The following is a 25,060-nucleotide window of genomic DNA, read 5'->3' as shown; positions in this document are numbered from 1 at the left end:
TAGACATAGTGCTCATCTTCATCGGTTGTGGCCCGCCATCGGCGCCTTTATCCGATCGCTTCCCCGAACATCAGCGCCCGGACATAGCGCATCGGGGCCGAGCCGTAGGACAGCACCCGGTCGTGATAGCGCTTCAGGTCGAACGCGGCGCCGGCGCGGCGCGTCGCCTCGGCGCGGACGGCGTTGTGCTCCGACACGCCGACGAAATAGGTCGAAAGCTGCGTCGAGCTCAGCGAGGCGCGAATCCATTTGCCCGCCGCCTCCCGCTCTTGCTGGAACGCTGTCACGGTCATCAGCGTCATCGCGTCCTCGCGGCTGATGCCGTCGACATGCAGCGCCTGGTCGAGGATCGAATTGGTGATGGTGCGCAGCAGCACCTTGAGCTGGATAAGCTGGTACAGCGGATCGTCGCCCAGGAAACCCTTTTCGACCATCATGCCTTCGGCATAGACCGCCCAGCCCTCCACGAAGGAGCCCGAGGACAGCACCGCGCGCAGAACCGACGGGCAGGCATTGGCATGCCAGAGCTGCACATAGTGGCCCGGCATCGCCTCGTGCACCGCGATGTCCTGGATGCCGAGCGAATTGTACTCGCGCAGGAACGAATCCGCCTGCTCTGCCGTCCAGTCGTCGGGAATGGGCGAGACGTCGAAATAAGTCTTCATCCCCTTGTCGAGCGGGCCGGGCGAGTCGCAATAGGCCACCGCCACGCCGCGCGCGAATTCCGGCATGATCACCACCTCGACCGGCGCAGTCGGCAGCGTGATCAGGTCCTTGTCGCGGACATGGGCGGTGGCGCGTTCGAGCGCGGCCTTCGAGGTCTCCACCACCTTGTCGCGCGCCGGCTTGTCGGCATAAGCGAGGGCGAGCGCCGCCTCGATGGTTTCCTGTTCATGCTGCGGCGTAACGACGTTGGGTATCGCGACGGCTTTGCCGTGCCGTTCGAGCGCCAGAAGGGACACCGCGTACATCTTCCCGCGCGTTTCCTTCACCGCGTCTTCTGCGCGCTCCCGAATTTCCTTGCGGCTCATCGGCGAATTCAGCGTGAAGGCGAGCTTCTCGTCGAACAGCTTGGCGCCGATCCGGAAATCGCCCTTCGCATTGGGCACCAAAACGGTATCGAGCCATTTCTGATGTTCCGCGACGGCCGTCTTCAGCGCGTCGGCTGCGGCGGCAAGACGCTTCTGTTCGTCCGCGCTCAGCACCGGGGCGTTGACGAGCACCATCGAGTCCACCAGATCGCTTATCCCGCCGTTCTGTTTGGCGACGATCTGCGCATGCACCGGCGGCACCCGCGCCGGCACCAGGCTCTCGCGCATCTGTTCGAACAGCCGGGGCAGTTTCTCCATGCGGGCGACGGCGGCGCGCATCCGCACGGGCAGGGGCGCGAATTCGCGCGCCATCAGGCCGTAGAGCGCGTTGCCGGCGAGGCCGGAATAGACCTGCGGGTCCCAGGCCCAGCTCTGGAAAACCTCATCGTCCCAGATGGCGTAGCGCAGCTGGCTTTCGAGGATCGCGGCGTCGACCTGGTCGTCGCGCGAGAGCCGCGCGCGATCGACGGCGCCGAGGTCGTCCAGCAGCGCGTGCCACGCCTTGCTCCGCGCCATCCGTCCTTGGACGCCCATATCGTCGATTTCGGAGTCGAAACGGTGATCGCCGGTCTGGGTGGCGCCGATCGGCTGGAGGCTGAGATAGGCTTCGAGCCAGCGCTTGGCGACGCTCTGGAAGGCCGCGTCGGCGGATCCGGCCGACGATGCCAGGGCAGGGAGCGGCAGCGCTGCGGCGCCCAGAAGCATCGTCACGGTGCGGCGGGTCGGCGATGGGTGCACGGGAATGTCCTGATGGCTGAATTCATCCTACCCTGTTACGCCCCACTCGGCCGATCAAGGGCGCCGGGCGGCGTTGAGCGCCGGCCCGTCCTCGCCTATCCTGTTTACCGTCTTACGGCCTGATTCGAAACAATGATCCGCAATGCGCGCCGGCTTCTCGCCGTGGTCTCGCTGGCCGCCTTGGCGGCTGCCTGCGCCAGCACGCCCCGGGGATCCGGCGTGAGCGTGCCGCCCAATGCCGGCGTCTATAAGATCGGCCAGCCCTATCAGATCGACGGCACCTGGTACTATCCCAAGGAGCAGCCGGACTACGACGAAACAGGCGTTGCCTCGTGGTACGGGCCGACTTTCTACGGCCATCACACGGCGAATGGCGAGATATATACCGCCGGCGACCTGACCGCTGCGCACCGTACGCTGCCGCTGCCGGTGAATGTGCGCGTCACCAATCTCGACAACGGCAAGACCATCGTGGTGCGCGTCAACGACCGGGGTCCCTTCGCCAAGGGGCGCATCATCGATCTGTCGGAACGGGCCGCCGACCTTCTGGGCTACAGGCAAAAAGGCACGGCGCGGGTGCGCGTGACCTTTGTCGGACGCGCCGACCTGCAGGGCGGAAGACCGCCGCCGGACGAGACGCCGCCGGAAATCGCCTCCGCCGTCCCCGCGGCGCCGACCCGCGCGGTCGCCAGCACGGCGCTCGACGCCGTGCCGGGAACCGCCGTCGCGCCGCCCGTCACCAACACCGATCTTCCGCCGCCGCCGCCCATCCGCAGCGCCGATGTCGCGGTGGCGACCGTGCCGACCGGCGTCGTCAGCAATGTTCCGGTTCCGCCGGTGACGCACCTCTATGTCCAGGCCGGCGCCTTCAGCAATTACCAGAATGCCGCGCGGCTCCAGGCCCGCGTCGGCGGCGGATTGCAGATAACCTCGGTGGTCCAGAACGGGCGCACGCTCTACCGGGTCCGGCTCGGGCCGTTCGACGATGTGGGCGAAGCCGATTCCGCGTTGGCCCGCATCGAGAGCCTTGGTAGTAACGACGCGCAAATCGTCGTCGACCGCTAGTTCCTTTACGGAGTCCCTTTCATGAGTCATCGCCTGCTTGGCGCGCTGTTCCTGCTGCTGGCAGCCGCCCAGCCCGCCGCGGCAGAGATCACGACTTCGGGAAACCACGCCATCCTGTTGGACGCGACGACCGGCCAGGTGCTCTGGGCGAAGGATGCCTTCACGCCGATGCCGCCGGCCTCGATGAGCAAGCTCATGACGATCGAGATGCTGTTCAAGCGGCTGAAGGACGGCCGCGTGAAGCTCACCGACACCTTCCCCGTATCGGAGCGGGCCTGGCGGGAGCGCTCCGGCTCGGAGTGTTTCGTCAAGGTCGGCGACCGCATGTCGGTCGAGAACCTCATCCAGTGCATCATCGTCGTGTCGGGCAACGACTCGACCATCGTGGTCGCCGAGGCGCTCGGCGGCACGGTCGAGGGCTTCGTCGGCATGATGAACCAGCGGGCGCGCGAGCTCGGCCTCAGCCAGTCGCATTTCGTGAACCCGGACGGTCTCGACGTGCCGCCGGGGCAGATGATGTCCGCCTTCGACCTCGCCAAGCTCGCGCGCCACATCATCGTCGAATATCCCTCGCTCTATCATTTCTTCGGCGAGAAGGACTTCGTCTGGAGCAACATCCACCAGCCGAACCGCAATCCGGTGCTGTTCAACACGCCCGGCGCCGACGGCCTGAAGACCGGCCACATCGCGGCGTCCGGCTACGGCCTTGTCGCCTCGGCGCAGCGCGGCGCACAGCGCGTCATCCTGGTCGTCAGCGGCCTTGCCTCCGAGAAGGACCGGGCGGACGAGGGCGCGCGCCTGATCGAGATGGGCTTTCGCGAATTCCGCCGCTACGACCTGTTCAAGCCCGGCGATACGGTGGCGACGGCGGACGTGTTCGGTGGCGCCGAGAAAACGGTGCCGCTGACGGTGAAGGCACCGGTGGCGATCACGCTCCAGGTCGACTCGCGGCCGGGGATGAAGGTCTCGGTGAAATACACCGCGCCGCTGAAGGCCCCGCTGGCGCAGGGCCAACAGGCGGGAACGCTGGTCGTCTCCGCGCCGGATTTCCCCGGTCTGACGGTGCCGCTCTATGTCGCCCATCCGGTCGATCGGATGGGCATTGTCGGCCGCATGTTCCTGGGTCTGCGCGCGCTGTTCGGCGGCAAATGAAGCGGCGCGCGCGGTTTATCACGCTCGAAGGCGGCGACGGTTCCGGCAAGTCGACCCAGATCAAGCGGCTGGTCGCGGCGCTCGGGAAGCGCGGCGTCGATGTCGTCGCGACGCGCGAGCCCGGCGGTTCGCCGGGCGCCGAGGATATCCGCAAGCTGGTGCTCAACGGCGATCCCAAGCGCTGGGACGCGTTGACCGAGACGCTGCTGATGTTCGCCGCGCGGTCCGATCATGTCGCGCGCACCATCAAGCCGGCGCTCGACGCCGGAAGGTGGGTCGTCAGCGACCGCTTCACCGATTCCACCTATGCCTATCAGGGTGCCGGCCACGGCCTGGCGCGCGAGACCATCCGGCGCATGGAAACCCTGGTGCTCGATGGCTTCCGGCCCGACCTGACGCTGATCCTCGATATCCCGGTCGAGATCGGGCTGGGCCGCACGGCCGGCCGTTCCAAGGACATGCGCTTCGAAGCCTTCGATCTGGCGTTCCACGAGCGCATGCGCCTGGCCTTTCTCGCCATCGCGCGCCGCGACCCCGAGCGTTGCATCGTGATCGATGCGGCAATCGATACGGACGCGCTGGCCGCCACGATCTGGCGAGCCGTCGCCAAACGGTTCAAACTATAGGCATGGCGCCGCGTGCGAAAGCCAAGACCGAAGACGTTCCCGAGACCGATCGCGTCGACGGGTTCGCGCATCCGCGCGAGACGTCGCGTCTCGTCGGACAGGATGCGGCCCTGGCGCGGGCCGCGCGCGCGATCCGCGGCGGCCATCCGCCGGGCGCCTGGCTGATCGCCGGACCGCCCGGCATCGGCAAGGCGACGCTCGCCTATCGTATCGCGCGCTATGTCCTCGCCTATGGCGCGACCGCGGCCGGTCCCGAAGACCTCTCGGTTCCCGAGCGCGAGGCCAATGCGATCCAGGTGGCCGCGGCGTCGCATTCGGGCCTCCTCGTCCTCAAGCGCGGCCTGAACGATTCCGGCAAGCTGATGAACGATCTGTCCGTCGGCGTGGTGCGCAAGCTCTCCGGCTTCTTCGGCATGACGTCGGGCGCCGGCGGCTGGCGCGTCGCCATCGTCGACACGGCCGACGACATGAACGACGCCGCCGCCAACGCGCTGCTCAAGATGCTGGAGGAGCCGCCGCCGCGCGCCATGCTGATCCTGCTCAGCAACGTGCCCGGCCGGCTGCTGCCGACCGTCCGCTCGCGCTGCCAGCGGCTCGATCTGCGCCCGCTCGACGACGCCGTGCTCGAGGCCGAGCTGGCGCGACTTCTCCCCGACACGGGCGCCGCCGAGCGCGCCGCGCTGGTGCGCCTGGCCGGCGGATCGATCGGCATGGCGCTGCGGCTGGCCGGCGGCGACGCCGTGGCGCTGGCCCGCGAGGCCGACCTGCTGCTCGACCGCGCCCAGGCGCCCGACATCGCCGCCATCCTGGCGCTCGGCGACAGGCTCTACCGCGTCACCGACGGCCTTTCGACCTTCGGCACCTATCTCATCGACGCGCTGACCGCCCGCATCCGCGCCCGCGCGCTCGACGGCGGCGTTCACCTCGACCGCTGGGTCGAGTGCCTGAACCGCCTGAAAGCGAGCTTCGCGCGCACCGCGGCGCTGAACCTGGAGCCGCGCCAGACGCTGCTGAACGCGGCGGGGCAACTGGCCCAGGCGAGCCGGCGGGCAGGGGGCCTATGACGATGCTGGTCGACAGCCATTGCCATCTCGACTTCCCCGAATTCGCGGCCGAGCTGGACGCGGTGGTGGCGCGGTCGAAGGCGGCGGGCGTCGCCGTCTGCGTCAGCATCGGCACCACGCTCGCCAAATTCCCCGGCGTCCGCGCGGTCGCCGAGCGTTTCGACGACGTGTGGTGCTCGGTCGGCGTCCATCCGCACGAGGCGAAGGACGAATTGCTCGACGGTCCGGCGCCGCTGATCGAGGCGGCGCGGCATCCCAAAGTGGTCGGCATCGGCGAGACCGGCCTCGACTATTTCTACGAGCACAGCCCGCGCGCCGAGCAGGTGGCGAATTTCCGCGCCCATATCGACGCGGCGCGCCGGACTGGGCTTCCCGTCATCGTCCACACCCGCGACGCGGACGACGAGACCATCGAGGTGCTGCGCGACGAGATGGCGGCGGCGCCCTTCACCGGGCTGATCCATTGCTTCACCGGCACGCAGCGCCTGGCCGATGCGGCGCTGGAGCTCGGGATGTTCATCTCGGTCAGCGGCATTGCGACCTTCAAGAAGTCGGACGAATTGCGCGCCGTGCTCAAGACCGTGCCGCTGGAGCGCCTGCTGGTGGAGACCGATGCCCCGTTCCTCGCGCCCATTCCCTTACGCGGCAAGCGCAACGAACCGGCCTTCGTCGTGAACACGGCGGCGCTGCTGGCCGATCTCAAGGGCGTGAGTGCCGACGCGCTGGCCGCCGCGACGACGGAAAACTTCTTCCGCCTGTTCGCCAAGGTGCGGAGGCCGGATTGACCCTCACCGCCACCATCCTCGGCTGCGGTTCTTCCGGCGGCGTGCCGCGCATCGGTGGGTCGGATGGCGCGGGCGATTGGGGCGCCTGCGATCCGGCCAATCCGAAGAACCGCCGCCGCCGCTGCTCGGTCCTGGTGACGCGGACGTCGGACGCCGGCGCGACGCGGGTGCTCGTCGACACCGCGCCCGACATGCGCGAGCAATTGCTCGATGCGCGGGTCTCGGCGCTGGACGGCGTCCTCATCACCCACGACCATGCCGACCAGCTCCACGGCCTGGACGATCTGCGCATGGTGGCGCTGAACATGCGCCGGCGTGTGGACGTTTATGCCGACGCGGCGACCTATGAAGGCGTGCTGGCGCGCTTCGGCTACTGTTTCGTGCAGCCGGCCGGCAGCGACTATCCGCCGATCCTGAACGGCGTCCAGATCGCCGAGCCGTTCGAACCTTTCGCGATCGAAGGGAAGGGCGGCGCGGTGCCGGTTCTGGCCTTCCATCAGGGCCATGGACGGATCCGGAGCCTCGGCTTCCGTTTCGGTCCGATCGCCTATTCGAGCGACGTCGATGCGCTGGACGATGCGGCCTTCGCGGCGCTCGAAGGCGTGGAATGCTGGATCGTGGATGCGCTGCGCTACACGCCGCATCCCAGCCACGCCCATGTCGCGCGGACGCTGGACTGGATCGCGCGGGCGAAGCCGAAGCGCGCGATCCTCACGAATATGCATGTCGATCTCGACTACGCGACGCTCGCCGCCGAACTGCCGCCGGGCGTCGAACCGGCCTATGACGGCATGGTCATCGAAGGCTGACTGCCCGCAAAGATTGCGCTTGCGTTTACATGCAACTTTTTTCTAATTTTGCTCCCGGGGGAGGTTTTTGGAGCGAAAGACGATGAACAAGATTATTCCCCGCGGCGTTGCGGCTCTGGAGGCCGTGCTGGAATCTGCACAGGAGACGGCACGAAAGAGCCTCGAGCTCGCGCAATCCATCGATCGGCGGGAAGACGATTGTGGCCAGGATCTGGCCTATAACCGTGCCATAGCGTTCATGAAGGTGAGCGCCAGGGTCGGTATGGCGCTGGCCAAGCTCAAGGGCGAACACACCAGCAATGTCACGATCTGCCGGACGGAGCTTCACGCCCCGCCGCCCCGCATCGCGTCGCGGCGCCCGCGTGCCGCAACGCTGGAAACACCGGTCGACAACGAGCACGCCGCCCGCGCCCAGCTGATCGCGGACACATGGATGACGGCTCACGGCATGAAGGACGGCGACGACTGGCCGGTTCTCTATCCGGATTCTGAGGATGACGAAGATTACGATGTCGACGACGACGGCGTCGCTGAGACGACTATCGGCCGGGACGGCGCCGCGGGGGAGGGGGACCCCTCGCGAAATTTTCGAGGTTCGAATACCGGAAAATGACCCTGGTCCGGCCCTCCTCCGACCCGCCGCTCCGCAAACGCGGCCGTCCGCGCAAACACCCGCCGGCCTTGCCGTCCACGCGCAAGCGCGGCGCCCAGCCCGGCAACAAAAACCGCTGGCGCCATGGCCGCTATTCGGCCGCGATGCGGGACGCAAAGGCGTCTTCGAAGGCCGAAATCGGCGAAATTAACCTCCGCGTCGAACAGGCGCTCGCATTCGAGGTTTCCCGCGCGAAGGACCGCCGGCCTCGATCCTTGGCGAATCCATGACGTCGCCGGTCATGCCGAAAAAATCTCCGCTGGGGAAAGCAAAGAAGCCGAGCAAGGCGTCATCCGAGATGGTGATCGGCGGAAAAAAGCGCGAAGTGTTCCACCTGCCTCACTGCGAGTATGCCTGGTACTTGCACGGCTCCAACAGGATCGAATTCGAAAACGCGCAGGAGGCGCGGGATGCGGGATTTATCCCATGCCGGATTTGTTTGGGCTGGACGGCGTGAAGGTAAAGTCCGAGGCCGAACGGCGGGAAGACTTCGAGCCATTGGCCGGCCGTCCCCAGGCATAGTTTGGCGTGTAATAATCCATAATTTCCCATAATATTACTTATACGATATATCGATATGCCACCCTCGCCCTTCGCTCAAGCGGCTTGGTTGGCCCTGCTCAGAGCGGCGTGGTGCCGACCATGGGTTCTCCGGACAACCGATGGAGGGCAAGCGTACAACGCCCGCTGCACCGTGCCGATCTTTCCCTGTGAATGCCCCGAGACCGGGGCATCTCGCCGCCGCCGGATGCGCTATCAAGCGACATGACCAAGCCCGCCCAGGATATCGCCGCCCTCCTCGACATCATGCGCCGCCTGCGCTCGCCGGACGGGGGCTGTCCGTGGGATCTGGAGCAGACCTTCGAGACCATCGCGCCCTACACGATCGATGAGGCCTATGAGGTCTTCGCGGCGATCGAGGAGAAGGATTGGGGCGGCCTCAAGGACGAGCTCGGCGACCTGCTGTTCCAGGTCGTGTTCCACGCCCGAATGGCTGAAGAGCGCGGCCTCTTCGCCTTCGGCGACGTGGTCGAGGCGATCACCGCCAAGATGATCCGCCGCCACCCGCATGTCTTCGCCAAGGCCGCTACGCCGGCGGATCCGCAGGCGCAGACCATTGCCTGGGAAACGCTGAAGGCGGCCGAGCGCGGCGCCAAGGGCCCGGCCGGCGTGCTGGACGGGATTCCTCTCGCCCTGCCCGCGCTGGTCCGTGCCGAGAAGCTTCAGAAACGGCTTTCAAGCGTCGGATTCGACTGGAATTCTCCCAAACTCGTACTCGACAAGGTGGCCGAGGAAGCGGCGGAGATCGTGGAGGCCCAGGCCGCCGGCGCGTCGCAGGCCGAGATCGAGGGCGAGATCGGCGATCTGCTGTTCGTGATCGCCAACCTGGCGCGGCACTTGAAGGTCGATCCGGAAGCCGCTCTGCGGACAACAAATTCCAAGGTCGAGCGCCGCTTCCGCTGGATCGAGGCCGAGCTCGCCCGCCAAGGCCGCGGACCCAAGGAGGCGACGCTGGAAGAATTGGAGGCACTCTGGCAGCGGGCCAAGACAGAAAGCGTCACTTGATCCGCATCACCTTGTAGAGCTTGCCGTATCCCACGAGGTAGAGGTCGTAGCCGCCGATCAGCCCGTGCTCTATCCGCACGAAATTCCTGGCGCCGGCCTTGAACGGTGGGGTCTCGGAGTGGCCGTTGCGCTCGCGCCAGACCTGCCCGTTCGCCAGCGTCACCGTGAACGGGCCGCCGGGCGCCACGTCATAATCGGTCACGCCGATGGTGATCGGGAGCAGCTCCTGCCCGATCGGCTGATACGCCATCTGGGCGGGAAGCGGCGCTGCCGGCGCCTCTTCGCCAAAGGGATCCAGGGAGCCCAGGAAGGATTGTCCGCTTGGCGGCGGCGGTGCCTCGGACGGTGGCGGCGGCGCAGTCGCGGTCTGGACCGGCGGCGGCGGCGGTGTCGACTCCGGAGCCGCCGGTGGCGCGGGCGGCAGTCCGGCGGCGGCGCGGAGCTGCGGCGCTGCCCGGTCGTAGCATGCGATCCGGGCTTCCCGGTCCGCCACATCCGTGCATTTCGCCAGCACGTCGACGACGTCGTCGCGCGGCCCGGCATCCGCCGCCGGGATGCTTGCGGCGAGCAGTGCCGCCAGCACGATCCACCGTTTCATCCCCATTATGCGTGCCCCTCGACGCGGACCGTCATCCACACGAAGTCCACACCCTAACACCCTACTCTGTCGACAAATTCTTGCCGAAGCGCGCTTCGAAACGCGCCGTCTCCTGTGGAGGGATTGTGAGCAGAAGCTCAACGCTGTTCTTGGCCTCGCGCCGCTCGCGCACCTGGGCGTGGCGATAGGCCCAGGCCAGTCCTTCGCCATCGGCGTGCGGCAAGGTCAGCCGATACTGGATGTTGGCATGCGACAACTCGCTCTCGAAGCGGTGCCGGAGCTGGTCTAGGCCATCGCCCGTGAGGGCCGACACGGCGACCGGTCCGCCGGCCCGCCCGTTCCCGGCGAGCAGGCCCGCCCGGACCTCCGGCTCGATCCGGTCGATCTTGTTGAGGACCTCGATGAAGGGCCGTTCGCCGTCCATCTCGACGCCCAGGTCGGCCAGGACCTTCAGCACGTCGGCCTTCTGGGCGGCGCTTTCGTCGTGGCTGGCATCGCGGACATGGACGATCACATCGGCCTCCAGCACCTCCTCCAGCGTGGCGCGGAACGCGGCGATCAACTCGGTCGGCAGGTCGGCGATGAACCCGACGGTGTCGGACAGCACAGCCCGCGTTCCGTTCGGCAGCTTCAGGCCACGCATCGTCGGATCTAGGGTGGCGAACAGCAGATCCTTGGCCAGGACGTCCGCGGAGGTCAGCTTGTTGAACAGCGTCGACTTGCCGGCATTGGTGTAGCCGACCAGCGCGATCACCGGATAGGGCACGCGCTTGCGCGCCTGGCGCTGGAGTCCTCGCGTCCGCTTGACGCTTTCGAGGTCCTTCTTGATGCGGACGATGCGGTCGTTGATCAGCCGCCGGTCGGTCTCGATCTGGCTTTCGCCGGGGCCGCCGAGGAAGCCGAAGCCGCCGCGCTGCCGCTCCAGGTGGGTCCAGGACCGCACCAGGCGCGAACGCTGGTAGCTGAGATGCGCGAGTTCGACCTGCAGCCGGCCCTCATGGGTGCGTGCCCGCTCGCCGAAAATCTCCAGGATCAGCGCGGTGCGGTCGAGAACCTTCGTGGCCCACGCCTTTTCGAGATTGCGCTGCTGCACCGGCGATAGTTGCGCGTTGACGATGACGACTTCCGGCTCGAGCGCCTTCGCCTGCCCTGCGATCTCCTCGACCTTGCCGCTGCCGATCAGAGTCGCCGGCGTCGGCCGCACCAGCGGCACGATGAGGCTCTCGACGACCTGCAGCCCGATCGCCGCAGTCAGGCCGATCGCTTCCTCGAGGCGCGCCTGCGCGTCGCGATCCAGGCGCGCGCCAGCGGCGCGCGCCTTCGGCTCGACGTGAATGACGAAGGCGGTGCGCTCGCGCGCATCGTCGTAGCCGGGTTGCTTGCGGCTTACGCGTTTTCCTTCTCGGCCGCCGTCTCCTCCTGCAGCTGGATCGGTCCCAGCGGCATGACGGTCGAGATCGCGTGCTTGTAAACGAGCTGCGCCTGGCCGTCCCGGCGCAGAAGAACGCAGAAATTGTCGAACCACGTGATGTTCCCCTGAAGCTTTACGCCGTTGACCAAGAAAATCGTAACGGCCGATTTGCTCTTTCGAACTGCATTCAAGAACGTGTCTTGCAGATTTTGTTGTTTTTCGCTCATCGGGGATTCCAAGTGATTGTGCGCCGCGCCCCTGCGAAGCACTTGCGCTAGCATAGGCTGCATTGCTGCGTTTGCGAAAGGGCTAAGTGCCCGTTTTCGCGGCGCGCCCGGCCGACAGCCGAGTATAGAGTTCCTGCACCCGCCGGGTCACCGGCCCCGGCTTGCCGTCGCCGACCGGCTGGCCGTCGATAGCCGTAACCGGCATGACGCCGGTGGCGGAGGAGACGAAAGCCTCACGCGCCGTGCGGGCTTCGGCCAGCGAGAACGGGTGTTCCGCGACCGCCAATTGGGCATCCGCCGCGGCCTCCAGGATCACCCGCCGCGTCACCCCGGGGAGGATGGCGTGGCTGAGCGGCCGGGTCCGCAAGTTCCCTTGGGCGTCCACGATCCAGGCATTGGTCGAACTACCTTCGGTGACGAACCCCGCCTCGTCCACGAGCCAGGCCTCGTAGGCCCCTGCCCGGCGGGCGGCGGTCTTGGCGAGCAGATTGGGCAGGAGCTGGACTGTCTTGATGTCGCGGCGGCCCCAGCGCTCGTCGGGGCGGGTGACGACCGTCACCCCGTCCTGCCGGCGCTTCTCGAATTCGCCCGGCGGCACCGATCGCGCGGTCAGGATCAGGCTTGGGCGGGGCGCGACCTTGGGAATGGGATGGTCGCGGCGGGCGACGCCGCGCGAGATCTGCAGGTAGAGCAAGCCGTTGCGCACGCCGTTGCGGCGGACGAGCTCCCGCATGACGAGCTTCAGCGCATGGCGCGGCATCGGCAGGGCGATCTCGATCTCGCGCAGCGAACGCTCGAGCCGGTCGAGATGCTCGTCCTCGTCCATCAGCAGGCCATCGTCTATGCTGCAGACCTCGTAGACTGCATCGCCGAGCTGGAGCCCGCGATCCTCGACATGCACCCCGGCGCGGCCATGGCGCACATAGCGGCCGTCGACATAGGCGATGCGCCCGGCCGGCGGACGGCCGTTCCAACCCTCGCTCACTTGTGCCTCACGCGTTGAAGCCCTGCTCTCGCCCGTTCGGACCGACGCCCAGCGACTTCAGCTTGCGATGCAGCGCCGAGCGCTCCATGCCGATGAAGGCGGCGGTGCGCGAGATGTTGCCGCCGAAGCGGTTGATCTGCGCCACCAGATAGTCGCGCTCGAAGATCTCGCGCGCCTCGCGCAGCGGCAGGGAAATCACCAGGTCGCCGCCGCGCCCGCCGCCCCAGGGCGCGCTCGAGCCGAGATCGGCCGGCAGAAGATCGGCCGAGATCACCTGCGCCGCATCGTCGGTGGCGAGGATCAAAAGGCGCTCCACGATATTGCGCAATTGGCGGACATTGCCCGGCCAGCTATGCGATTGCAGCACCGCCATCGCGTCGTCGCCGATCTCGCGGATCGCCAGTCCGGACGTCGCCGACAGCCGCGTCATGAAATGGGCGACCAGCAGCGGAATGTCGTCGCGCCGCTCCGCCAGGGACGGAACCCGGACCGGTACGACGTTGAGGCGGTGATAAAGGTCCTCGCGGAACTTGCCGGCCGCGATCTCCGCGCGCAGGTCGCGCGTCGTCGAGCACACGACGCGGGCGTCCACCTGCACGCGCATCGTGCCGCCGACGCGGGTGAAGGTCTGGTCGACCAGCACGCGCAGGATCTTGCCCTGGGTCTCCAGCGGCATGTCGGCGACTTCGTCGAGATAGAGCGTGCCGTTATGCGCGAGCTCGAACATGCCGGTCTTGCGCGGCCCCTCGCCGGCTTCGACGCCGAAGAGCTCGGCCTCGATCCGCGATGGCGCCATGGTGGCGCAATTGATGGCGACGAAGGCGTTGCCGGCGCGGCGCGAGCGGGCATGGATCATCCGCGCCACGACCTCCTTGCCGGACCCCGACGGGCCGGTGACGAAGATACGGCTGTTGGTCGGCGCCACCTTCTCGATCGCCTGGCGCACCTGGCTGATCGCGGAGGACTGCCCGACGATTTCGGAATCGTCGCCGGTCTTGAGCTTCAGCTCCTGGACCTCGCGCCGCAGGCGCGAGGCTTCGAGGGCGCGGCCGACGACATGGATGAGCCGGTCGGCCTTGAACGGCTTCTCGATGAAGTCATAGGCGCCCTTCTTGATCGAGGCGACTGCGGTCTCGATCGTGCCGTGACCGGAGATCATCACGACCGGTAGGTCGGGCTGCTCGCGCTTCAGGGTGTCGAGCACCTGGATGCCGTCGAGCTTGGAGCCCTGGAGCCAGATGTCGAGCACGACGAGCTGGGGCCGGCGCAGGCGCACGGCGTTCAATGCGCCGTCGCTGTCGCCCGCGACGCGGGTCTCATAGCCCTCGTCGCGCAAAATGCCCGAGATAAGGTCTCGAATATCCTCCTCGTCGTCGACGATCAGGATTTCAGACGCGATCTGCGATCCGTTCTTGCTCATCGCCGAGTCCCTTGTCTTTTGAATTTTTCTGCCGCGGCGGGAAGGTCAAGACGACCTCCGCGCCGTGCTGTGTTTCGATGCCCTCGGCCGCGTCATGACCAGCATCTTGCAGGATCAGTTCGCCGCCATGGTCTTCCAGAATCTTGCGCACGATGGCGAGGCCGAGGCCGGTGCCCTTGGCGCGCGTCGTCACATAGGGTTCGGTCAGGCGGTCGCGATGCTCATGCGGCAGGCCGATGCCGTTATCGGTGATGCGGAAGGCGACGCGGTCGTCGGTTTTCTCCAGCGCGATGACGATGCGGCCGGGATGGTCGTCGCCCTTCGCGAGCCGCGCATTGACGCCCTCGCCCGCGTTCTTCAGCACATTGGTGAGCGCCTGCGCCACCAGCCGGCCGTCGCATTCGAAATAGACCGGCTCCTTCGGCAGCCGCGTCTCGAAGGCGATCTGCGGATTGGCGACGCGCTGCAGGAACACCGCCTGCTGGATCAGCTCCTGCGCGTTCTCGCGCCGCATCACCGGCGTCGGCATGCGCGCGAAGGAGGAGAACTCGTCGACCATGCGGCCGATGTCGCCGACCTGGCGGATGATCGTGTCGGTGCATTGCGCGAAAACGTCGGGGTCCGTCGTGACCTCGCTGGCATATTTCCGCTTGAGGCGCTCCGCCGAGAGCTGGATGGGCGTCAGCGGATTCTTGATCTCGTGCGCGATGCGCCGCGCGACGTCCGCCCAGGCGGCAGTGCGCTGTGCCGAGACCAGATCGGTGATGTCATCGAAGGTCGCGACATAGCCGCTCCCGTCGGGGCCACGCTCGCTCGACACCTGTACGCTCAGCGCCCGCGTCGTGGTGCCGCGCTTCACCGTCACCTCGCCGCCGGCGCGGCCGACCGGCTCGGAAATGGCGCGGCGGATCAGGGCGGCGAGCTCCGGCACCGATTCCGAATAGTGGCGGCCTTCCAGTTCCTCCGGGGCGGAATTGAGCAGGCGGGCGGCGGCGCGGTTCACGATGGTGATCATGCCGTCATGATCGAGGCCGACCACGCCGGCGCTGACGCCGGCCAGCACCGTTTCGGTGAAGCGGCGCCGCTCGTCGTTCTGGCGATTGGCGGAGACCAGCGCGGAGCGCTGTGCGTCGAGCTGGTTGATCATGCGGTTGAAGGCGCGGCCGAGCACGCCGACCTCGTCGTCGTCGCGCTCGACTTCGACCTGAACTTTGAGGTCGCCGCCCGTGACCCGCTCCGCCGCGCCGATCAGGCTGGAGATCGGCCGCACCAGCCGGTTCGCCGCCCACAGGCCGAGCCAGATCGCGGCCAGCAGGATGACCAGCGAAACCACGATGTAGAGCGCGGCGAAGATGAGCTGGACTTCGGACAGATTCTGCTTCAGGCGGAAATATTCGTTCGCCGCCGCCGTCGAGCGTTTGTAGTAGTCGTAGACGTCCGCATCCACCGGGCGCGCCACGAGCAGATAGGCATCGTTCAGCAGCGAGACGCGGATCAGCGCGTACATGATGCCGGTCTTGCGGTCGCCATAGGTGATGGCAGACGGATTCGCGGCCGCCCAGGCGAGATCGCTGGCGCTCGGCTTTTTCGCCGCGGAGTATTTGAAGTTGGTGTTGCTGCCTTTGTAGTCGCCATGGCTGTCGATGATGAAGGAGCCGAGCAGGCCGCGCTTCTCGGCCATGTCGGCCAGCTTGGCGAACATCAGCCCTGTCTTGATCTGGTGATGATCGTCGAGCAGCGTCGGATCGCTTTCGAGCGCCAGCATCATCTGGATGGCATCGTTGGCGATGCCCCTGCCCTTTTCCTGCATGTATCGGCCGGAGATGATTTCGGTGTTGTTGATCGCCGCCTGGACGCGGTCGGAGAACCACCCTTCGATGCCGAGATTGAGCGTCACCGTCGAGAAGATCGCCACCAGGATCGCCGGAATCACCGCGATGGCGCTGAAGATCAAGACCAGCCGGACGTGCAGGCGCGCGCCGGCCGTGCCGGCGTTGCGCGCGCTCCACAACCGCGTCAGGCGCCAGGCGATCAGTGCGGCCAGCGTCAGGCCGAGCGTCAGGTTGAGCAGCAGAAGCGCCGCAAGGACGCCTTGGGTGGGCTCGGCCGGTCCCACGCCGGTGACCGTCGCGTAAGTGAGAAAGCCGGACAGGACGGCCAGAATGGCCACGCCGAACGCAAGCCGCGACGGGCGCGAAATGGCCCGTATCCAATTCAGCAAGCCGCCTTGAGGAGGCTCTGCCACGAGGTTCGCAGTTGTCATCGGGTTCCGCGGACGCCGTCTAAATAGCTAGCGGCGTTCAATTATCAGGCACAGTGTAGCGAAGCCACAGGATGTTGCAAGAATGCTGCGTTGCGGTCGCGCAACAGGGTTAAACGCGTGCCGGCGCTAGTCGGCCCGCAATCCCCGGATCACTTCCAATCCCAGATCGCGGATTTTCTTGCGCAGCGTATTGCGGTTCAGGCCCAGGAGGTGCGCCGCGCGGATCTGATTGCCGCGCGTCGCGGCCAGGCAGATCGACAGAAGCGGACGTTCGATCTCCTGCAGCACGCGGTCGTAAAGACCGGGCGGCGGCAGCTTCTCGCCCTGTGCGAGAAAATACTTCGTCAGATGGCGCTCGACGGCGGTGCTCAGGGAAACCGGCTCGTCGCCGTCGTCGGCATCGCTGACGCGTGCCGGCTCTTTGAGCTCGGCGGAGATCGCCGCCGTTGGGATGACGTCGCCGGAGTGAAGCACGGCGAGACGCCGGATGAGGTTCTCGAGCTCGCGCACATTGCCCGGCCAGCGATAGTGCTTGAGCATGTCAAAGGCTTCGGGTTCAAGACGTTTGGACGGCAGGCCCTCGTCCTCCGCTTTGCGCAGGAAATGGCGCACGAGATCGGGCACGTCTTCGGCGCGCTCGCGCAAGGGCGGCAGGCGCATCGGCACGACGTTCAGGCGGTAATACAGATCCTCGCGGAACAGGCCCTGCTGGATAAGCTGGCGCAGGTCGCGGTTGGTCGCGGCGATGATCCGCACATCGGTCTTGATCGGCGTGCGGCCACCGACCGTTGTGTACTCGCCCTGTTGCAGCACACGGAGCAGGCGCGTCTGCGCTTCCAGCGGCATGTCGCCGATCTCGTCGAGGAACAGCGTCCCGCCTTCGGCCTGCTCGAAGCGGCCGACGCCGCGATTGGTCGCACCGGTGAAGGCGCCGCGCTCATGGCCGAACAACTCGCTTTCGACGAGCTCCTTGGGGATCGCGGCCATGTTGACCGCGACGAAGGCGCCGTGGCGGCGCTTGCCGTAGTCGTGCAGTGCCCGCGCGACGAGTTCCTTGCCCGTGCCGCTCTCGCCCATGATCATGACCGTGAGATCTGTCTGAGTCAGACGCGCGATGACGCGGTAGATCTCCTGCATCGCCGGCGAGCGGCCGATCAGCGGCAGCCGGTCTTCGCCGCGCTGTTCGGCGGTCAGGTCCCGCTTGGTCGTGGGCGACGCCAGGGCGCGCTGGACGACGGCGGTCAGCTCCTTCAGATCGAAAGGCTTGGGCAGATAGTCGAACGCGCCGCGCTCCGTCGCGGTGATCGCGGTCAGGATCGTGTTCTGGGCGCTCATCACCACGACCGGCAGGTCGGGCCGGATCTTCTTGATGCGCGGAATGAGATCGAAACCGTTCTCGTCCGGCAGCACGACGTCGGTGATGACGAGGTTGCCGTCGCCGGCGGATACCCAGCGCCACAGGCCGGCGGCCGTGCCGGTGGTGCGCACGTCGTAGCCGGCGCGGCCGAGCGCCTGGTTCAGCACCGTGCGGATGGCGGAATCGTCATCGCAGACGAGAATCAATCCGGCAGGCAATTCAGCCCCCCTCGCTATGTTCCGCCGCCTTGGGCAGAAGGATTCGGAATATCGTGCGGCGCGGCCCGGACTCGCATTCGATCACGCCGCCATGGTCGCCGACGATCTTGGCGACCAGCGCGAGGCCCAGGCCCGAGCCGCGCGGCTTGGTCGTGACGAAAGGATCGAAGATGTTGGGCATCAGGTCGGGCGGCACGCCGGAGCCGTTGTCGCGCACCGTGACTTCCAACGGCAGGCTGAGCCGCTCGCCCGCGACCGCGGCGCCGAAGCGCACGCCGGGGCGATAGCCGGTCGTCAGCGTGATCTCGCCGCCGGCCTCGGGCAGCGCGTCGGCGGCGTTGCGCACGAGATTCATGAACACCTGGATGAGCTGGTCGCGGTCGCCGAGCACCGGCGGCAGCGACGGATCGAAGGATTCGACGATGGTCACGCCTTTGGCGAAACCGGTCTCGGCGACCTTGCGCACCCGGTCGAGGACCTCGTGGATGTTTACCGGGGTGCGCGGCATGGCGCGCGTGTCGCCGAAGGATTCCATCCGGTCGATCAGGGCGCGGATGCGGTCGGTCTCGTCGCAGATGAGCTGGGTCAGCGTCTTGTCGGCGTCGCTGCCGGATTCCTCGAGCAGTTGCGCCGCGCCGCGGATGCCGGCGAGCGGGTTCTTGATCTCATGCGCCAGCACCGCCGCCATGCCGTGCATCGAGCGCACCGCGCCGCGATGCAGAAGCTGGCGGTCGATGCGCTGGGCAAGGCTGCGCTCCTGGAGGATGACGACGACGGCATCCTCCGGTTCCGGAAGCGGCGTGACGTTGACATCGGCAACGCGCTCGCCATTGCGCGGCGTGGTCAGGTCAACATTGCGCTCGCTGACCGAGGCGCCGCGTTCCCGCGCCTGGGCCACGAGCTGAAGCAACGGGCTTCCAAAGGGAACCAGGTCTGTGAGATTTTGCCGGACCAGGAGCCCGGCGCCGGTGTCGAAAAATTGTTCGGCTGCCGGATTTACGAAGAGGATGTGGAGGTCGGAACCGATCACCATCAAAGGCATCGGCAACGCACCGGCGATTGCCGCCGTTGCTGCCGCCTCTTTGAGCTGGGATTGGTCGCCTGCCATCGTCACCATGCCTATTGAATAGGCACTCTAGTTCATTGATCACAAACTGGGCAACAACATTGTTGCAGTGCGGTGTACGACTCTGCTTTTCCTTGATGAATGGCACTTTCGTGCTACCCAGTTCCGACTGATTTGGGAGAGGCCATGTCTGGCATTGCCGTCCTGATCGTGGCTGCCGGCCGGGGCGAACGGGCGGGCGGCCCGGTGCCGAAACAATATGCGCCGCTGCTCGGCAAGCCGATTCTGCGCCGGTCGATCGAGGCGTTCGCGCGCCATCCCAAGGTCACGGCAATCCAGGTTGCAATCGGTCCCGATCAGGACCGCGCCTATGCGGAGGCGGTCGACGGCCTCGACCTGCTCGCACCCATCGTCGGCGGTGCGACGCGGCAGGAATCGGTGCGGCGTGGTCTCGAAGCGCTCTCGAGCGCGCTTCCCGACATCGTGCTGATCCATGATGCGGCGCGGCCGCTCGTGTCGAAGGAGGTGATCGACGGCGTGATCGCCGCGCTGGAATCCGGCAGCGACGGCGCGGTGCCCCTGCTCGCGGTCGCCGATACACTCAAGCGATCCGATGACGGCAAGTGGACGACCGTGTCGCGCGAGGGCCTGCATCGCGCGCAGACGCCGCAGGGATTCAAGTTCACGAAGATACTTCGCGCGCATCGGCACTATGCCGCGCAGGAGGTCACGGACGACATGGCGCTGGCCGAACTCGCCGGCCTGCACATCGCGGCGGTCGCCGGCGAGGACGCGAACATGAAAGTCACCGAGCCGAAGGATTTCGCGCTCGCCGAGATGCATCTGCGCGCCCGGCTGGGCGAAAGCCGCACCGGCATGGGTTACGACGTTCATCGCTTCACGGCGGGCGATCATGTCTGGCTCTGCGGCGTGAAGGTGCCGCACGATCATGGGCTCGAGGGCCATTCCGATGCCGATGCCGGACTGCACGCGCTGACCGACGCCGTCCTCGGCGCCATCGGCGAAGGCGATATCGGCCAGCATTTTCCGCCGAGCGACGAACGCTGGCGCGGCGCACCGTCGTGGAAATTCCTCGCCCATGCCGCGTCGCTGGTCACGGCCAGGGGCGGCGCGATCTCGCATTGCGACGTCACCATCATCTGCGAGCGCCCGAAGGTCGGACCGCATCGCGAGGCGATGCGGGCGCGCATCGCGGAGATCCTCAAGCTCGACGTCTCGCGCGTCAGCGTGAAGGCGACGACCACGGAAGGCCTGGGCTTCGAAGGACGCCGCGAAGGGCTTGCGGCACAGGCGGTCGCGACCGTCCGGCTGCCCGGATGATCGCAACCGCGCTCTCGACCGTCTTCGGCGTCGGCTATGCCCGTTTCGCGCCGGGCACGGCCGCGAGCCTGGTGGCACTGCCCTTCGCCTGGCTGATCCTCTGGGAGCTGGGGCCGGCGGCGCTGGCCGTCATCGCCATCGGCACCTATTTCGTCGGCGTCTGGACCACGGACATCCATGCGGCGCGGATCGGAAAGATCGATCCGTCGGAATGCGTGATCGACGAGGTCGCAGGCCAATGGCTCGCCTGCGCCGCGGCGCCGCTGAGCCTCGTCGGATTCGCGCTGGCCTTCGCACTGTTTCGTGCCCTCGACATCTCGAAGCTGTGGCCGGTTTCGCTCGGCGAGAAACTGCCGGGCGGCTGGGGCATCATGACCGACGACCTGATCGCCGCGGTCATCTCCGCCGCCGTCGTTGCGGCCCTGCGCTGGCGCGGCCTAATCTGAGCGCCTCTTCGAGAAGGCTTTCCGCGATGTTCTCTTCCGCCCTGCTCCGCCTTGCCGAAGTCGTCATCGCCGACGCGCGCGCCGCGAAGCTGCGTGTCGCCACGGCGGAGAGTTGCACCGGCGGATTGATCGGGGGGCTGCTCACCGAGATACCGGGGTCGTCGGCGGTGTTCGATCGCGGCTTCATCGTCTACACCAATCGCGCCAAGCAGGACCTCTTGAACGTGCCGGGCGATCTGATCGCCGACATGGGGGAAGTCTCCGAGGCCGTGGCGCGGATGATGGCGGAAGGCGCGGTCGAGAACTCCAACGCCCAGCTCGCCGTCGCCGTGACCGGCATCGCCGGTCCGGGCGGCGGCTCGCCGATGAAGCCGATCGGCCTTGTCCATGTCGCAGCCTGCCGCGAGGGCCGCTCGATCCTGCACGAGGCGCACCGCTTCGGCGACATCGGACGCACGGAGGTGCGGCTGAAAACCTGCGAGGCGGCGCTAAGCCTGCTGCACCGGTTGATCTGACAGCGCCTTGGCCCGCGCCTCGAAGGCGTCGGCCATCTTGATATAGACCTTGCCGAAAGCGGCGCCGGCCACGGCATTGAGCAGGCGGCTCTTGAACTCATAGGCGAGCGAGAATTCGACGCGGCAGCGGTCGGCCTGCGGCGTGAAGCGCCAGTGGTTTTCCAGAATCCGGAACGGACCGGAGGTCTGCGCCACGTCGATGGTGCGCGCGGCCGGATCGAGGATGACGCGGCTGGTGTATTTCTCGCGCAGCGCACCATAGCCCACCGCCATTTCGGCATTGAGCACGTCGCGGGCCTTCACCTGCTCGCGCGACAGCACGCGCAGCGCCACCACCCAGGGCAGGAATTCCGGATAGCGCTCCACATCGGCGACGACCTGGTACATCAGATCGGCCGTGTACGGAACGATTCGGATCTCCGAATGGGCGCTCACGCGCGGCGGGCCGCTTTCAATGCGGCGAAATCGCTGTCGGCGTGATAGGACGAGCGCGTCAGCGGCGAGGCCGAGACCATCGCGAAGCCCTTCGCCCGTGCCGTCGCCTCCAGCGCCGCGAATTCGTCGGGCGACCAGAAGCGCTGGAGCGCGGCATGCTTCTTGGTCGGCTGGAGGTATTGGCCGATGGTGAGGAAATCGACGCCGGCGGCGCGCAGGTCGTCCATCACCTGCATGATCTCCTCGCGGCTCTCGCCCAGCCCGACCATCAGGCCGGACTTGGTGAAGCCCTGCGGCGCCAGCTCCTTGGCGCGCTGGAGCAGGCGCAACGACGCGAAATAGCGCGCGCCGGGCCGCACGGTCAGATAGAGCCGCGGCACGGTCTCGAGATTGTGGTTGAAGACGTCTGGCGGCGCGGTCATCACCGTCTCGACCGCGCCGTCCTTGCGCAGGAAATCGGGCGTGAGAATCTCGATCGTCGTGCCGGTACTGGTGGCGCGGATCGCACGAATGACCTCGACGAAATGCCCTGCCCCGCCATCCGCGAGATCGTCGCGGTCGACCGAGGTGATCACGACATGCTTCAGCCCGAGTTGGGCCACGGCCTGCGCGACGTTCTGGGACTCCGCCGGATCGAGCGGCGCGGGCAGCCCCGTCTTCACGTTGCAGAACGCACAGGCGCGCGTGCAGGTGTCGCCCATGATCATCATGGTGGCATGACGCTGGGTCCAGCACTCGCCGATATTCGGACAGGCTGCCTCCTCGCACACGGTGTGGAGATTGTTCGCGCGCACAATCGCCCTCGTGGCGGCATATTCCCTCGACACCGGCGCCTTCACGCGAATCCAGTCCGGCTTGCGCGGGACGGGCGAATCGGGACGGTGCGCCTTTTCCGGGTGGCGCGGCGGGGTGGTGCGGTCGATCACGATGGTCATGGCATAACCGATATAGTCGCTTCCGCGAGCGAATTCATGGCATTTTGAACTTTTGTTCCCATTGTGCGTTGCATGGGACTAGAGGGAGATTCAGATGGCGGCACGCAAACCGGTCAAGGCAACGACGAAAGTACTCGCGCGGGGTAACGCCCCGGCGCGTCGGAAGACCGCGCCGAAGTCGCTGTTGGAGGTCCTGCCCCTGCGAACGATCGCCGTTGTCGTCGGCGTTGCCGGGCTTGCCGCGCTGGGCGTGGCCCTCTTCGGGACCAGGCGGTTCCGCGACGAACTCGTCCGACCGATCTCGGCCGCGACGTTGGTTCCGCTGGCCGCGGCGGTCGCGCCCCAGGCAGACCGGGTTTGGGCCGAGACGCGGCCATGGCGAGATCACGTCGGCCGTCTCATGTCCTCGATCAACACGGCGGAAGTCCGCGACCTGCTTGCCCAGCGGCTGTCGCAATGGGTCGACCGGTTCCGTTGATTTAGGATTGTTGTCCGCAGACGACGCCCCAAATAATTCGTAATATATCGAGAGAGTGTGACCGCCGCTTAGACGGAGGCCGCCATGTCGCCTGCACAGAACGACAAATTTGGGGTGGAACATTGAGCGTCGCAAGCATCGCTGCAGCGTCCGGCGAGGAATCCGTCATAGCGGCCGAGGCAGGCCGCTGGCAGCAGCCCGTCTTCAGCGCCCTGATCGATGCCCGCTCGCGTTTCGGCGCCAGCCGCGCCGCGCTGGTCGACGGCGACGAGCGGGTGCTCACCTATGAGGAGATCATCCGCGCCTCGCTTGCGCTCGGCCACGCGCTGAAGAAGGGCACCAAGTCCGGGGAAGCCGTCGGCATCCTGTTGCCGACCGGCGCGGGCGCGGTGATCGCGTTCTTCGCCGTCTCGGCTTACGGCCGCGTCCCGGCAATGCTCAATTTCACGAGCGGCGCGGCTGGCCTCAAGAGCGCGCTCAACACCGCCAAGGTTAAACGCATCGTCACCGCAAAGCGCTTCGTGCAGCTTGGCAAACTCGACAGCCTGATCGAGCAGCTCGAGAAGACATACGAGATCGTCTATCTCGAAGACGTGCGCGAAAAGCTCTCGCTGCTCGACAAGATCTTCGCGGCGGTGGGGACCTTCGTGCCTAGCCTCGTCGCCAGCCACGCGATGCATTCGTCGCCCGCGGTGATCCTGTTCACCTCGGGCACTGAGGGCGAGCCCAAGGGCGTCGCACTCAGCCATGCCAATCTGCTCTCCAATGTCGAGCAGGTGCGCGAGCATATCGACATCTACGAAACCGATATCCTGTTCAATCCGCTGCCGACCTTTCACTGTTTCGGCCTGACCGTCGGCTCGCTGATGCCCCTTCTGCTGGGCATCAAGGTCGTGTGCCATCCGACGCCGCTGCAGCCGCACGAGATCGTCAAGCGCATCCGCGAGACAGGATCGACGATCCTGCTCTCCACCGACACCTTCATCTCGCAATATGCGCGGGCCGGCGACCAGGGCGATCTCAATTCGCTCCGGCTCGCGGTATGCGGCGCCGAAAGGCTGCGCGACGAGACGCGCGCCCTTCTGCGCAAGAAGTATGCGATCGAGCTTCTCGAGGGCTATGGCGTCACCGAGGCGGCGCCGGTGGTGGCGGCGAACCAGCCGCAGGCGAACCGCCCCGGCACCGTCGGCCGGCTGATGGCCGGCATGAAGGCGCGGCTGGAGCCGGTCGAAGGCATCCCCAATGCCGGGCGGCTGTTCGTGAAGGGGCCGAACGTGATGCTCGGCTATATCAAGGCCGATCAGCCCGGCGTGATCCAGCCGCCCGAGGGTGGCTGGCACGATACGGGCGACGTCGTGTCGATCGACGACGAAGGTTTCATCGCCATCAAGGGCCGCCTCAAGCGCTTCGCCAAGATCGGCGGCGAGACGGTATCGCTGGCCGTGGTGGAGAGCATTGCCTCGGCCCTCTGGCCCGACCACAGCCATGCCGCCATCGCCGTTCCCGACGGCCGCAAGGGCGAGCAGATCGTCCTGATGACGACCAACAAGGATGCCAACCGGCACGACCTTGTCGGTTGGGCACACAACCACGGCGTCTCCGAACTGGCGGTGCCCCGCCGGATCCTGTCGGTAGACGAGATTCCGGTGCTCGGGACAGGTAAGACCGACTATGTCCAGGTCGAGAAGCAGATAAAGGCGCTCGCCGCGGCCGCGTGACGCTCAAATCGCGGTTTTTCCAGGAAATCCCTGGATTCCTGGAAACGGCTGGTTTTCGCACAGTTGACAATCATTCTCAGTCTCATCATATCGGAGGTG

General features: G+C 66.7%; 25 protein-coding genes and 1 pseudogene. 15 read left to right on the top strand and 11 right to left on the bottom strand.

Features of this window, described 5'->3' with window-relative positions:
* Nucleotides 1-47: 47 nt before the first annotated feature.
* Entirely contained in the window at nt 48-1,829 is a 1,782-nt protein-coding gene (locus WDN01_06505) for a DUF885 domain-containing protein (GenBank protein ID MEJ0025664.1), read from the bottom strand.
* 132 nt (nt 1,830-1,961) lie between these two features.
* On the opposite strand from WDN01_06505, the gene WDN01_06500 reads away from it, so the two are divergent.
* The 10 genes from WDN01_06500 (at nt 1,962) to mazG (ending at nt 9,548) form a co-directional block, all read left to right on the top strand.
* Complete coding sequence (locus WDN01_06500; GenBank protein MEJ0025663.1) at nt 1,962-2,894, top strand: septal ring lytic transglycosylase RlpA family protein; 933 nt, start codon at nt 1,962-1,964, stop codon at nt 2,892-2,894.
* Nucleotides 2,895-2,915: 21 nt separating this feature from the next.
* Nucleotides 2,916-4,046, top strand: a complete 1,131-nt coding sequence (locus WDN01_06495) for a D-alanyl-D-alanine carboxypeptidase family protein (protein MEJ0025662.1) — start codon at nt 2,916-2,918, stop codon at nt 4,044-4,046.
* Nucleotides 4,043-4,672, top strand: a complete 630-nt coding sequence (gene tmk, locus WDN01_06490; GenBank protein ID MEJ0025661.1) for a dTMP kinase — start codon at nt 4,043-4,045, stop codon at nt 4,670-4,672. The genes WDN01_06495 and tmk overlap by 4 nt, the downstream gene beginning before the upstream one ends.
* Before the next feature lie 2 nt (nt 4,673-4,674).
* The gene (locus tag WDN01_06485; protein ID MEJ0025660.1) at nt 4,675-5,736 is read left to right on the top strand and encodes a DNA polymerase III subunit delta'; all 1,062 of its coding nucleotides are present in this window, start codon (nt 4,675-4,677) and stop codon (nt 5,734-5,736) included.
* Nucleotides 5,733-6,521 (top strand): TatD family hydrolase, encoded by a 789-nt coding sequence (locus WDN01_06480; protein ID MEJ0025659.1) that lies wholly within the window; start codon nt 5,733-5,735, stop codon nt 6,519-6,521. Before WDN01_06485 ends, WDN01_06480 begins: the two co-directional genes overlap by 4 nt.
* Nucleotides 6,518-7,330 (top strand): MBL fold metallo-hydrolase, encoded by an 813-nt coding sequence (locus WDN01_06475; protein ID MEJ0025658.1) that lies wholly within the window; start codon nt 6,518-6,520, stop codon nt 7,328-7,330. The genes WDN01_06480 and WDN01_06475 overlap by 4 nt, the downstream gene beginning before the upstream one ends.
* 82 nt (nt 7,331-7,412) lie before the next feature.
* The gene (locus tag WDN01_06470; protein MEJ0025657.1) at nt 7,413-7,943 is read left to right on the top strand and encodes a hypothetical protein; all 531 of its coding nucleotides are present in this window, start codon (nt 7,413-7,415) and stop codon (nt 7,941-7,943) included.
* Entirely contained in the window at nt 7,940-8,212 is a 273-nt protein-coding gene (locus WDN01_06465) for a hypothetical protein (GenBank protein ID MEJ0025656.1), read from the top strand. The genes WDN01_06470 and WDN01_06465 overlap by 4 nt, the downstream gene beginning before the upstream one ends.
* On the top strand, nt 8,209-8,439 hold the full coding sequence (locus tag WDN01_06460; GenBank protein ID MEJ0025655.1) for a hypothetical protein: 231 nt from the start codon (nt 8,209-8,211) through the stop codon (nt 8,437-8,439). Before WDN01_06465 ends, WDN01_06460 begins: the two co-directional genes overlap by 4 nt.
* Before the next feature lie 308 nt (nt 8,440-8,747).
* Nucleotides 8,748-9,548, top strand: a complete 801-nt coding sequence (gene mazG, locus WDN01_06455) for a nucleoside triphosphate pyrophosphohydrolase (protein MEJ0025654.1) — start codon at nt 8,748-8,750, stop codon at nt 9,546-9,548.
* Here the strand turns inward: mazG and WDN01_06450 are convergent.
* The 8 genes from WDN01_06450 to WDN01_06415 form a co-directional block, all read right to left on the bottom strand.
* On the bottom strand, nt 9,541-10,146 hold the full coding sequence (locus tag WDN01_06450) for a hypothetical protein (GenBank protein ID MEJ0025653.1): 606 nt from the start codon (nt 10,144-10,146) through the stop codon (nt 9,541-9,543). The two genes, mazG and WDN01_06450, sit on opposite strands and share 8 nt — an antisense overlap.
* Before the next feature lie 61 nt (nt 10,147-10,207).
* A complete protein-coding gene (hflX, locus tag WDN01_06445; GenBank protein MEJ0025652.1) occupies nt 10,208-11,443 on the bottom strand; it encodes a GTPase HflX in 1,236 nt (411 codons plus the stop codon).
* A gap of 89 nt (nt 11,444-11,532) precedes the next feature.
* Nucleotides 11,533-11,784 carry an RNA chaperone Hfq gene (gene hfq / locus WDN01_06440; protein ID MEJ0025651.1) on the bottom strand — a complete coding sequence of 84 codons (252 nt, stop codon included), beginning with the start codon at nt 11,782-11,784 and terminating at the stop codon, nt 11,533-11,535.
* An 82-nt stretch (nt 11,785-11,866) separates the two neighbouring features.
* Complete coding sequence (locus tag WDN01_06435) at nt 11,867-12,769, bottom strand: D-amino-acid transaminase (GenBank protein ID MEJ0025650.1); 903 nt, start codon at nt 12,767-12,769, stop codon at nt 11,867-11,869.
* Nucleotides 12,770-12,776: 7 nt separating this feature from the next.
* A complete protein-coding gene (locus WDN01_06430) occupies nt 12,777-14,189 on the bottom strand; it encodes a sigma-54 dependent transcriptional regulator (GenBank protein ID MEJ0025649.1) in 1,413 nt (470 codons plus the stop codon).
* Nucleotides 14,158-16,359, bottom strand: a complete 2,202-nt coding sequence (locus WDN01_06425; protein ID MEJ0025648.1) for a PAS domain-containing sensor histidine kinase — start codon at nt 16,357-16,359, stop codon at nt 14,158-14,160. The genes WDN01_06430 and WDN01_06425 overlap by 32 nt, the downstream gene beginning before the upstream one ends.
* 219 nt (nt 16,360-16,578) lie before the next feature.
* A complete protein-coding gene (gene ntrC, locus WDN01_06420) occupies nt 16,579-18,015 on the bottom strand; it encodes a nitrogen regulation protein NR(I) (GenBank protein ID MEJ0025647.1) in 1,437 nt (478 codons plus the stop codon).
* A 13-nt stretch (nt 18,016-18,028) separates the two neighbouring features.
* Nucleotides 18,029-19,135: an ATP-binding protein gene (locus WDN01_06415; protein ID MEJ0025646.1), complete on the bottom strand. Its 1,107-nt coding sequence runs from the start codon at nt 19,133-19,135 to the stop codon at nt 18,029-18,031.
* A gap of 144 nt (nt 19,136-19,279) precedes the next feature.
* Here WDN01_06415 and WDN01_06410 point away from each other — a divergent pair, with 144 nt between their 5' ends.
* The 3 genes from WDN01_06410 to WDN01_06400 are packed head-to-tail and all read left to right on the top strand — an operon-like array spanning nt 19,280 to nt 21,395.
* A complete protein-coding gene (locus tag WDN01_06410) occupies nt 19,280-20,434 on the top strand; it encodes a bifunctional 2-C-methyl-D-erythritol 4-phosphate cytidylyltransferase/2-C-methyl-D-erythritol 2,4-cyclodiphosphate synthase (protein ID MEJ0025645.1) in 1,155 nt (384 codons plus the stop codon).
* On the top strand, nt 20,431-20,880 hold the full coding sequence (locus WDN01_06405) for a phosphatidylglycerophosphatase A (GenBank protein MEJ0025644.1): 450 nt from the start codon (nt 20,431-20,433) through the stop codon (nt 20,878-20,880). Before WDN01_06410 ends, WDN01_06405 begins: the two co-directional genes overlap by 4 nt.
* A 26-nt stretch (nt 20,881-20,906) precedes the next feature.
* Nucleotides 20,907-21,395 (top strand): CinA family protein, encoded by a 489-nt coding sequence (locus tag WDN01_06400; protein MEJ0025643.1) that lies wholly within the window; start codon nt 20,907-20,909, stop codon nt 21,393-21,395.
* On the opposite strand, the gene WDN01_06395 is transcribed toward WDN01_06400, so the two are convergent.
* Both WDN01_06395 and lipA read right to left on the bottom strand, forming a co-directional pair.
* Nucleotides 21,369-21,830, bottom strand: coding sequence for a type II toxin-antitoxin system RatA family toxin (locus tag WDN01_06395; protein MEJ0025642.1), 462 nt, complete (start codon nt 21,828-21,830; stop codon nt 21,369-21,371). The genes WDN01_06400 and WDN01_06395 overlap by 27 nt on opposite strands.
* Nucleotides 21,827-22,783: pseudogene (gene lipA / locus WDN01_06390) on the bottom strand (lipoyl synthase). Before lipA ends, WDN01_06395 begins: the two are co-directional and overlap by 4 nt.
* Before the next feature lie 76 nt (nt 22,784-22,859).
* Between lipA and WDN01_06385 the strand changes: the two are divergent.
* Nucleotides 22,860-23,243 (top strand): hypothetical protein, encoded by a 384-nt coding sequence (locus WDN01_06385; GenBank protein MEJ0025641.1) that lies wholly within the window; start codon nt 22,860-22,862, stop codon nt 23,241-23,243.
* Between the two features lie 122 nt (nt 23,244-23,365).
* Nucleotides 23,366-24,961 (top strand): AMP-binding protein, encoded by a 1,596-nt coding sequence (locus tag WDN01_06380; GenBank protein ID MEJ0025640.1) that lies wholly within the window; start codon nt 23,366-23,368, stop codon nt 24,959-24,961.
* The last annotated feature ends 99 nt before the right edge of the window (nt 24,962-25,060 follow it).

The organism is Rhizomicrobium sp., assembly GCA_037200985.1.
Classification (GTDB): domain Bacteria; phylum Pseudomonadota; class Alphaproteobacteria; order Micropepsales; family Micropepsaceae; genus Rhizomicrobium.
This window is presented reverse-complemented; position numbering and strand designations above follow the sequence as displayed.

What these genes read in the sequence shown, in the direction of transcription:
- WDN01_06430 (MEJ0025649.1), bottom strand. Translation starts at nt 14,189, where the DNA reads ATGAGCAAGAACGGATCGCAGATCGCGTCTGAAATCCTGATCGTCGAC.
- WDN01_06500 (MEJ0025663.1), top strand. Translation starts at nt 1,962, where the DNA reads ATGATCCGCAATGCGCGCCGGCTTCTCGCCGTGGTCTCGCTGGCCGCC.
- WDN01_06405 (MEJ0025644.1), top strand. Translation starts at nt 20,431, where the DNA reads ATGATCGCAACCGCGCTCTCGACCGTCTTCGGCGTCGGCTATGCCCGT.
- mazG (MEJ0025654.1), top strand. Translation starts at nt 8,748, where the DNA reads ATGACCAAGCCCGCCCAGGATATCGCCGCCCTCCTCGACATCATGCGC.
- tmk (MEJ0025661.1), top strand. Translation starts at nt 4,043, where the DNA reads ATGAAGCGGCGCGCGCGGTTTATCACGCTCGAAGGCGGCGACGGTTCC.
- WDN01_06480 (MEJ0025659.1), top strand. Translation starts at nt 5,733, where the DNA reads ATGACGATGCTGGTCGACAGCCATTGCCATCTCGACTTCCCCGAATTC.
- WDN01_06450 (MEJ0025653.1), bottom strand. Translation starts at nt 10,146, where the DNA reads ATGAAACGGTGGATCGTGCTGGCGGCACTGCTCGCCGCAAGCATCCCG.
- WDN01_06415 (MEJ0025646.1), bottom strand. Translation starts at nt 19,135, where the DNA reads ATGGCAGGCGACCAATCCCAGCTCAAAGAGGCGGCAGCAACGGCGGCA.
- WDN01_06470 (MEJ0025657.1), top strand. Translation starts at nt 7,413, where the DNA reads ATGAACAAGATTATTCCCCGCGGCGTTGCGGCTCTGGAGGCCGTGCTG.
- WDN01_06460 (MEJ0025655.1), top strand. Translation starts at nt 8,209, where the DNA reads ATGACGTCGCCGGTCATGCCGAAAAAATCTCCGCTGGGGAAAGCAAAG.
- WDN01_06410 (MEJ0025645.1), top strand. Translation starts at nt 19,280, where the DNA reads ATGTCTGGCATTGCCGTCCTGATCGTGGCTGCCGGCCGGGGCGAACGG.
- WDN01_06385 (MEJ0025641.1), top strand. Translation starts at nt 22,860, where the DNA reads ATGGCGGCACGCAAACCGGTCAAGGCAACGACGAAAGTACTCGCGCGG.
- WDN01_06465 (MEJ0025656.1), top strand. Translation starts at nt 7,940, where the DNA reads ATGACCCTGGTCCGGCCCTCCTCCGACCCGCCGCTCCGCAAACGCGGC.
- WDN01_06400 (MEJ0025643.1), top strand. Translation starts at nt 20,907, where the DNA reads ATGTTCTCTTCCGCCCTGCTCCGCCTTGCCGAAGTCGTCATCGCCGAC.
- WDN01_06495 (MEJ0025662.1), top strand. Translation starts at nt 2,916, where the DNA reads ATGAGTCATCGCCTGCTTGGCGCGCTGTTCCTGCTGCTGGCAGCCGCC.
- hfq (MEJ0025651.1), bottom strand. Translation starts at nt 11,784, where the DNA reads ATGAGCGAAAAACAACAAAATCTGCAAGACACGTTCTTGAATGCAGTT.
- WDN01_06485 (MEJ0025660.1), top strand. Translation starts at nt 4,675, where the DNA reads ATGGCGCCGCGTGCGAAAGCCAAGACCGAAGACGTTCCCGAGACCGAT.